6 protein-coding genes are annotated in these 9,113 nt (G+C 66.4%); 4 read left to right on the forward strand and 2 right to left on the reverse strand.

Features of this window, described 5'->3' with window-relative positions; translation table 11 throughout:
- Positions 1–28: 28 nt before the first annotated feature.
- A complete protein-coding gene (gene acnA, locus KO490_RS15300) occupies positions 29–2,800 on the reverse strand; it encodes an aconitate hydratase AcnA (protein WP_216020291.1) in 2,772 nt (923 codons plus the stop codon).
- A gap of 225 nt (positions 2,801–3,025) precedes the next feature.
- Here acnA and KO490_RS15305 point away from each other — a divergent pair, with 225 nt between their 5' ends.
- Genes KO490_RS15305 through KO490_RS15315 form a run of 3 tightly spaced genes read left to right on the forward strand, consistent with a single transcriptional unit; the run spans position 3,026 to position 5,461 of the window.
- Positions 3,026–3,910 carry a thioredoxin family protein gene (locus tag KO490_RS15305; RefSeq protein WP_216020292.1) on the forward strand — a complete coding sequence of 295 codons (885 nt, stop codon included), beginning with the start codon at positions 3,026–3,028 and terminating at the stop codon, positions 3,908–3,910.
- A 44-nt stretch (positions 3,911–3,954) separates the two neighbouring features.
- Positions 3,955–4,854 (forward strand): DMT family transporter, encoded by a 900-nt coding sequence (locus KO490_RS15310; protein WP_216020293.1) that lies wholly within the window; start codon positions 3,955–3,957, stop codon positions 4,852–4,854.
- A gap of 10 nt (positions 4,855–4,864) precedes the next feature.
- Positions 4,865–5,461, forward strand: a complete 597-nt coding sequence (locus tag KO490_RS15315; RefSeq protein WP_216020294.1) for an inner membrane-spanning protein YciB — start codon at positions 4,865–4,867, stop codon at positions 5,459–5,461.
- Here KO490_RS15315 and KO490_RS15320 read toward each other — a convergent pair.
- Positions 5,458–6,336 (reverse strand): alpha/beta fold hydrolase, encoded by an 879-nt coding sequence (locus KO490_RS15320; protein ID WP_216020295.1) that lies wholly within the window; start codon positions 6,334–6,336, stop codon positions 5,458–5,460. The genes KO490_RS15315 and KO490_RS15320 overlap by 4 nt on opposite strands.
- A gap of 609 nt (positions 6,337–6,945) precedes the next feature.
- On the opposite strand from KO490_RS15320, the gene KO490_RS15325 reads away from it, so the two are divergent.
- On the forward strand, positions 6,946–9,113 hold a 2,168-nt coding region (locus KO490_RS15325), incomplete at its 3' end, for a ribonuclease E/G (RefSeq protein ID WP_252727238.1).

The following is a 9,113-nucleotide window of genomic DNA, read 5'->3' on the forward strand; positions in this document are numbered from 1 at the left end:
GGGGCCTTTTTCGTTCCGCTATCGCCTGTCAGGCGGCGGCGAGGTTGCGCAGCACGTAATGCAGCACGCCACCGTTCTTGAGGTAATCGATCTCGACCTCGGTATCGACGCGGGCGCGAAGCTGGATCTGCTTCTCGGTCCCGTCGGCATACTTGATGGTGCAGGGCACCGTCGCCAGCGGCTTGAAGTCGCCTTCCAGCCCCTCGATCGTGATCTCCTCGTCGCCGGTCAGGTTCAGGTTCTTGCGCGTCGCGCCTTCCGTGAACTCGAACGGGATGACGCCCATGCCGACCAGGTTCGAACGGTGGATGCGCTCGAAACTCTCGGCGATGACGGCCTTGACGCCAAGAAGGTTCGTGCCCTTCGCCGCCCAGTCGCGGCTGGAGCCCGCACCGTATTCCGCGCCCCCGATCACGACCAGCGGCGTGCCGTTATCGGCATAGGACATGGCCGCGTCGAAGATCGAGGCCTGTTCGCCCTTGGCATCCTTCGAGTAGCCACCCTCGACGCCGTCCAGCATCTCGTTCCTGATGCGGATATTGGCGAAGGTGCCGCGCATCATGATCTCGTGGTTGCCGCGGCGCGAACCGTAGCTGTTGAAGTCCTTGGGTGCGACCTGACGTTCGGTCAGATACTTGCCTGCGGGCGTGGTGGGCTTGAAGGAACCGGCCGGGCTGATGTGGTCGGTGGTGATCATGTCGCCCAGCAACGCCAGGACGCGCGCGCCCTTGATGTCGCTGATCGTGCCCGGATCCTTGGACATGCCCTGGAAATAGGGCGGGTTCTGGATGTAGGTCGACGATGCGGGCCAATCATAGGTCTCGCTGTCGGTGATCTCGACGCCCTGCCAGCGTTCGTCGCCCTTGAAGACGTCGGCATATTTGGACTGGAACATCTCGCGCGTGACCACGCTGTGAACCATGTCCGACACCTCTTTGGAGCTGGGCCAGATATCCTTGAGATAGACGTCCTGCCCATCCTTGCCCTTGGCGATCGGATCGCGGGTCAGGTCGACATTCATGTCGCCCGCCAGCGCATAGGCCACGACCAGCGGGGGCGATGCCAGGTAGTTGGCGCGCACATCGGGGCTGATGCGGCCCTCGAAGTTGCGGTTGCCCGACAGCACCGACACGGCCACCAGGTCGTTGTCGTTGATCGACTTCGAGATCTCGGGCTGGAGCGGGCCCGAATTGCCGATGCAGGTGGTGCAGCCATAGCCCACGAGGTCGAAACCGATGGCGTTCAGATCGTCCTGCAGGCCCGCGGCCTCCAGGTATTCGCTGACGACCTGCGAACCGGGCGCAAGCGAGGTCTTGACCCAGGGCTTGCGGTCCAGCCCCAGCTCGCGCGCCTTGCGGGCCACGAGGCCGGCGGCCATCATCACATAGGGGTTCGACGTGTTGGTGCAGGAGGTGATCGAGGCGATCACGATGCTGCCGTCATGCAGCTTGTAATCCTCGCCCTCGACCTCGCCCTCGGCAAAGCCCTCGTGGCGGCCGCCGGGAACATATCCGGGCTCGCGCGCGCCACCCTCGCGGGTCCACTTGTCCTCCTCGGCGTCGGGGGCGTCGGGGAAGCGGATGCCGCGGATCAGCTTGGTGAAGGCATCTGCCGATTCCGTCAGCGGCGTGTGGTCCTGCGGGCGTTTCGGACCCGAGATGGCGGGCACGACATCCGACAGTTCCAGATGCAGCGTCGAGGTGTAGACGGGCTCGTAACCCATGTCGCGCCAGAAGCCGTTCTCCTTGGCATAGGCCTCGACCAGGGCGATGCGATCCTTGTCGCGGCCCGTCTGTTCCAGGTAGCGCAGCGTTTCTTCGTCCACCGGGAAGAAGCCGCAGGTCGCGCCGTATTCGGGGGCCATGTTGGCGATGGTGGCGCGGTCGGCCAGCGGCATGTTCGCAAGGCCGTCGCCGTAGAACTCGACGAACTTGCCCACGACGCCGTGGGCGCGCAGCATCTGGGTGACCTTCAGCACCAGGTCGGTCGCGGTCACGCCCTCGATCATGGCGCCGGTGATCTTGAAGCCGACGACCTCGGGGATCAGCATGGAGATCGGCTGGCCCAGCATCGCGGCCTCGGCCTCGATCCCGCCGACGCCCCAGCCGAGGACCGAGAGGCCGTTGACCATGGTCGTATGGCTGTCGGTGCCCACCAGCGTGTCGGGATAGGCGACCAGCTTGCCGTCCTGGTCGGTATCGGACCAGACGGTCTGGGACAGGTATTCCAGGTTCACCTGGTGGCAGATGCCGGTGCCGGGCGGAACCACGCGGAAGTTGTTGAACGCCTTCTGACCCCATTTGAGGAAGGTGTAGCGTTCGATGTTGCGTTCGTATTCCAGTTCGACATTGCGCTGGAAGGCGCGGGGGGTGCCGAATTCGTCGATCATGACCGAATGGTCGATGACCAGATCGACCGGGTTCAGCGGGTTGATCTTCTGCGCGTCGCCGCCCAGGGCCTTGATGCCGTCGCGCATGGCGGCCAGGTCGACCACGGCCGGAACGCCGGTGAAGTCCTGCATCAGCACGCGCGCGGGGCGATAGGCGATCTCTCGCGGGTTCTTCCCGCCCTTCTCGGCCCATTCCGCGAAGGCCTTGATGTCGTCCACCGACACCGTGCGTCCGCCATCCTCGAAGCGGAGCATGTTCTCGAGCACGACCTTCAGCGCGGCGGGCAGGCGAGAGAAATCGCCCAGCCCGGCCTCGGTCGCCGCATCGATGGAGTAGTAGTCGACCTGCTGGCCGCCCGCCGTCAGCGTGCGCCGTGTCCTGGCCGTGTCGGTTCCTGTCTGAATAGGCATCAGGGCCTCCCTGTCTGCGAATATGGATGGGTCCGGCTTCAGTCCTTGCTTGCCCGATAGAGGGAAGCATCGCAAGACCGTTCGGGTTCAATGTATGCCGTCGCATACCGAAATCAAGCCTGTTGCAAGCCGGGCACGGATGAAACTTCGGGCGGCGGTTGACGAAGCGTTGATTTGGCGGATCGCGGGCGGGGGGCGTATCACCAAGGCGACATGAACACGCAAATGCACATATCGAACGCAGTCCTGCCCGCGATCATGGCCGCCGCGATGCTGCTGGGACCGCAGGCAGCCGGGGCGCAGGCGCCCATCATCGCCGCACCCGACGAACCGGGACGCATGGCAGCACCAGGGCCGGGCGCGCCGCGCGGGGCGGGCTTCAACGCATTCTCGACCATGGATCTGCCGCCCCCGCCCACGGCGCATCTGCCGACCGAGGCCGAACCGGTCGTGGTCGAGCTGTTCACCTCTCAGGGGTGTTCGTCCTGCCCGCCCGCCGATCACATGCTGTCCCGGCTGAGCGAGGATCCCGAGATCCTGCCGCTGTCCTATCACGTGGATTACTGGGACTATCTCGGCTGGGCCGACAGCTTTGCCAGCCCTGAATTCACCGAACGGCAAGAGGCCTATGCCCGCAGCGCGGGCGAGCGTTCCGTCTATACCCCGCAGATGATCGTCAACGGGCGCGACACCTCGGTCGCGCCGGGGCCCGCGCAGCTGATGGCAATCATCGACGCGCATCGCTTCGCCCCCGCGATGGTCAATATCGACCGCGAAGCCACCGAGGATGGCGAGACGATCGAGCTGATGCCCCTGTCCGAACTGGGCGATGCGGTGGACGTGGTTCTTGTGCGTTACCTGCCCGAACGGCTGGTCGAGGTGACGGCGGGAGAGAATCGCGGCCGGACGGTGCGCTATACCAATATCGTCGTCCAGCTGGAGCTGCTGTCGCGATGGGACGGCGCGGCGCCCCTGCGCCTGAACGTCCACCCCGAGGAGATCCGCGATGCGGATTACCCGCCCGACACCCGCCATGCCCTGCTGATCCAGCGCATGACCGGCGCCGACGCCCTGCCGGGCGAGATATTGACGGCCCTGCGGCTGGATTGAGCCTTCCCCCTTGCACAACGTGCAAGCCCCGGCCATGAAACGGCATGGGAAAATGGATCACCTCGGTCGCGGGAACGGAACAGGGTGCGACGCTGGCCTCGGCGCTGGCGTTGACGGCGGCGTTCCTCCATGCGGTATTCGGCGCATTGCAGAAGGGCCGGCACGATCCCTGGATCAGCCGCGCGGCCATCGACATCTGCTATGGCATCATGGCGCTGCCCGTCGCGCTGTTCCTGGTGCCCTGGCCCGACCGCCCCTTGTGGCTGGCGCTGGCGGGGGCGGTGGTCATTCACATCGTCTACAAGATGGCGCAGGCGCAGACTTATCAGCGGGGCGCCTATATCGTCGTCTACCCGGTGGTGCGCGGCAGCGCGCCCTTCTTCGCGGTGCTGGCTGCGATGCTGGTCTTTCACGAACGGTTCAACACGGTGCAGTGGCTGGGGCTTGCGCTGCTGGTCGGCGGGATCTTCGCGCTGGCCGCGCATAATTATCGCAAGGTGACGGTCGGCCGCGAGACGCTGGTGCCCGCGCTGCTCTGGGCCTTAGCGACCGGGGCGACGGTCGCGCTCTATACGACCTATGACGCGTGGGGGATCCGGCTGGCCCAGAACCCGTTCACCTTCCTTGCGTGGTTCTTTCTGCTGGACGCGTTCTTCATGCCGATCTGGAACATGCGCAGGCTTGCCGCGCTGCCCCGGTCCGAGCTGGGGCCGCTGATGGGGCGCGGGGTGATCGGCGCGCTGGTGGCCTTTGCCAGCTTCGGATCGATCATGATCGCCACCCGCCTGGACGAGGTCGGGCGAGCCGCCGTGCTGCGCGAAACCTCGACCGTGTTCGCAGCCCTTGTGGGTTGGCTGATCCTGGGCGAAAAGGTGGGCGCGCGTCGCGCGGTCCTGATGGCCGTGATCGCAGCCGGCGCGATGATCGTGGAATTCGCGGCCTGAGGCAGACGTCATGCAAAACTCCAAACCCTGGCTGAAGCCGCTGCTGGAATTCGGGCCTCTGGTCCTGTTTTTCGGGGTCTTCATGCTGTACCGCGACGACACGGTCGTCATCGCGGGCCGCGAATATGGCGGGTTCATCCTGGCCACGCTGGTCTTCATTCCCGCGCTGCTGCTGGCAAGCCTGGTGCAATGGCGCGTCAACGGCCGGCTGCAGCCGATGCAGATCGCCACGCTGGTCCTGGTGCTGGTCTTCGGCGGGCTGTCGATCTGGCTGAACGATCCGCGCTTCTTCAAGATGAAGCCCACGCTGATCTATCTGCTGTTCGGCGCGATCCTGGGGATGTCGCTGCTGCTGCGCCGCAACTGGCTGGGCGCCGTCCTGTCCGAGGCGCTGCCCATGGACAACGAGGGCTGGCGCAAGCTGACCCTGCGCATGGCGCTGTTCTTCCTTGCGCTGGCGGTGGCCAACGAGGCGATCTGGCGCAACTTCTCGGACGAGACCTGGGTCTGGTTCAAGACCTTCGGCCTGCCGATCCTGCTGTTCGCCTTCCTGATGGGGAATGCGGGCCTCTACCGGGCGCATGCATTGCCCGACAAGCGCGACTAGGCCCGCGCGACGGGCCCCTGGGCCGCCCAGAGCCGCGCCCAACGCGGTTCGGGCCGCACCGGCAGATGGTGTCGCAGCAACCCGAGCGGCACGGCCCAGGGGTGGCACATGGCCGCGCGATAGAATTCGAACAACCCGCCCCGGCGATAGGATGTCCAATGCGACAGCCTCCGGGCGCCGCGTTCCGTCGGAAAGCCCAGATCCGCCAGTGCATCCAGCGTCGCCGCGTCGTCGATCTGCAGGTCCAGCCAGTTGGCGCGGGGGGTTTCCAGCCCGAAGCCCAAGGCCCGCCTGCGCCCGCCCGACAGGATCGCCTCCAATGCGAAATCGAAGGGGTCGTTCTCGCGGGCGGTGACGTTCAGGAACTCGGCCCGCCGACCCGAGGGGGTCGCGACGACCTTGGCTGCCATGTCGCGGAATTCGGCCGCGTTCAGCAGCACCACGCGCCCGACGCTGCCGGGGGTGGCGCGGGCCGTCGCCTGCAACACCACCCGACCGCCGAGCGAATGCCCGATCAGCGCCACGGGACGTTCGGCCAGTGCCGACAGCCTGCCCACCAGATCGCCAAGCGCGCATCCGGCCTGTTCCGCGCGTCCATAGGCCGCCCGCAGCCTGCCGCGCGCCTGCCAGCCGAAGGCCACGGCCAGGCCCTCGGACCGGGGGCCGCCGAATCCCAGTGCCAAGGGCCAGGACGGGCCGCAGGAAGGGGGCGTGGGCGACAGGATGTGGCGATGGGGGCAATGGGCGGGGTGGTCGGGCGAATACCTGAAACCGTGGGACATGACGACGATGGGCGCGCCGCGGGGCAGGGCGCGGGCCGCCTGCAGAAGCGCTTCGTCGGGTTCGGTCCCGGCATCTGCCCGCATCACGGCCATGCGTTCCTCCGGTGGTTGTGCCTTGCACGCATCATCGGAAAAGCCTGCGACATCCGCGTGAAACTCGCGTTATGGCTTCGTGACAGCCCGGGGGTGCCGGTCGCGTCCGCGGGCGGGTTCGTGGCGATGCGGGCGCGCCGCCGGGGCGCTTCATGTCGGTCCCGCGACGGAACACCCTGCGCATGAAAGGGGCACAGACCGTTTTCGGCATTGAATTTTCCTGCATTCCACCTCTATGGTGGACCCATGCGCCCATGGTCCGTCGTGACGGAACCGGCAGGCGCCGACAGTTTCGCAGCGCGACACCTCTGGCCCCAAGCAACAGGCGGGTCACGTGTCTCGCGGAAAACCCGCCCTTGGGCCGCGCCTTGCAGCGCGCCGGGGCGATGACAGACAGCGGCCCGGCTGTCCCACGGACAACGGGTCTTTCGAAGGAACAGACGCGATGACGCGCGCTTTGGACGGCAGATACGGGGACGGGCGGGGCTTTGCAGCCGCCGTCGCCGCTTTCGCCGCCAGCGACGCCGCCGCGTCCCAATCACAACGCAGCCACGCACCGGGGTCGACATCGTCGCCGCCCGGTTCCTGCCTGCGCGAAAGACATAATCAATGGCAAAGAAAATGCTCATCGACGCCACCCATGCCGAGGAAACTCGGGTGGTCGTGGTCGACGGAACAAAGGTCGAGGAATTCGACTTCGAGACCCTGAACAAGCGTCAGCTTTCGGGGAACATCTATCTGGCAAAGGTCACGCGGGTCGAACCCTCGTTGCAGGCGGCCTTCGTGGATTACGGCGGGAACCGTCACGGCTTCCTCGCCTTCGCGGAAATCCATCCCGATTACTACCAGATCCCCGCGGCCGACCGCGAGGCCCTGATGGCCGAGGAACGCGCCGAGGAGCAGGAGGACGACCACGAGCCCGCCCCCCGCAAGCGCAGCCGCGCCGAGGCTGCGGATGCGGGCGACGAGGTCGCGACCGATGACGATGCCGACACCAAGAGCGACGACATCGAATCCGTCGCCGAGGAGGACGTCACCGAGGAGGTCCGCGCCCCCCGCAAGCCCCGCGCGCGTCGCTACAAGATCCAGGAGGTGATCAAGGTCCGGCAGATCATGCTGGTCCAGGTCGTCAAGGAGGAACGCGGCAACAAGGGTGCCGCGCTGACCACCTATCTGTCGCTGCCGGGTCGCTATTGCGTCCTGATGCCCAACACCGCCCGCGGCGGCGGGATCAGCCGCAAGATCACCAACGCGGCCGATCGCAAGAAGCTGAAGGACATCGCGGGCGAGCTGGAGGTGCCGAAGGGCGCCGGCCTGATCATCCGCACCGCCGGCAGCCAGCGCACCCGGACCGAGATCAAGCGCGACTACGAATACCTGCTGCGCCTGTGGGAACAGATCCGCGACCTGACCTTCCAGTCGGTCGCGCCCGCCGCCATCTACGAGGAAGGGGACCTGATCAAGCGCACGATCCGCGATCTGTATTCCAAGGAGATCGACGAGGTTCTGGTCGAGGGCGAGCGCGGCTATCGCGTCGCCAAGGACTTCATGAAGATGATCATGCCGACCCATGCGGACAGCGTGAAGAACTATACCGACCAGATGCCGCTCTTCGCGCGCTACCAGGTCGAAAGCTATCTGTCGGGCATGTTCAACCCGGTCGTGCAGCTGAAATCGGGCGGCTACATCGTTATCGGCGTGACCGAGGCGCTGGTCGCCATCGACGTGAACTCGGGGCGTGCCACCAAGGAAGGCTCGATCGAGGATACGGCGACCAAGACCAACCTCGAGGCCGCCGACGAGGTCGCCCGCCAGCTGCGCCTGCGCGACCTCGCGGGCCTGATCGTCATCGACTTCATCGACATGGACGAGCGCAAGAACAACGCCGCCGTCGAGAAGCGCATGAAGGATCGCCTGAAATCCGATCGTGCCCGCATCCAGGTCGGCCGCATCTCGGGCTTCGGCCTGATGGAAATGTCGCGCCAGCGCCTGCGCCCCGGCATGCTGGAATCGACCACGCAGCCCTGCGCGCATTGCCACGGCACCGGCCTGATCCGCAGCGACGACAGCCTTGCGCTGACGATCCTGCGCGCGATCGAGGAAGAGGGCACGCGCAAGCGTTCGCGCGAGGTTCTGGTGAAGGCGCCCGTTTCGGTGGCGAACTTCCTGATGAACCAGAAGCGCGAACATATCGCGGGCATCGAGGCGCGTTACGGCATGGCCGTGCGGGTCGAGGCCGACCCCTCGCTCATCTCGCCCGATTACGCGATCGAGAAGTTCAAGACCGCCACGCGCCAGGTGGCCGAGGCCGCGCATGCCCCCTTGGGCGTCAGCGCCGACCTGATGGCCAGCATCGTCGTGGCCGAGGAAGAGGACGAGCCGCAGGAGGAGACCCCCATCGAGGAGGCCGAGATCGTCGAGGCTTCCACCCCCGAGGCGTCCCCCGCGCAACCCGAGGATGACGAGGAAGGCGAGGGCCGGTCGCGCAAGCGCCGCCGTCGTCGGCGTCGCCGGGGCAATGGCGACCGTGCCGAGGGCGATCAGCAGAACGGATCCGACGAGAACGGATCGGAGGAAAGCGGATCGGATGATGCCGTGGCCGAACAGCCCGCTCAGGAAAGCTCGGCGGGCGAGACCGAAGCCGAGGGCGACGACGCCGCGCAATCCGATGTCGAGGGCGGCAGCCGTTCGCGCAGCAGCCGCAGCCGTTCGCGCAGTCGGTCGCGCAGCCGCCGCAACAGCAGCGACGATGCCCTGCCCGAGGTCGTCGATGCGGG

The sequence above is a fragment of the Paracoccus sp. C2R09 genome (genome assembly GCF_018860625.1).
Classification (GTDB): Bacteria; Pseudomonadota; Alphaproteobacteria; order Rhodobacterales; family Rhodobacteraceae; genus Paracoccus.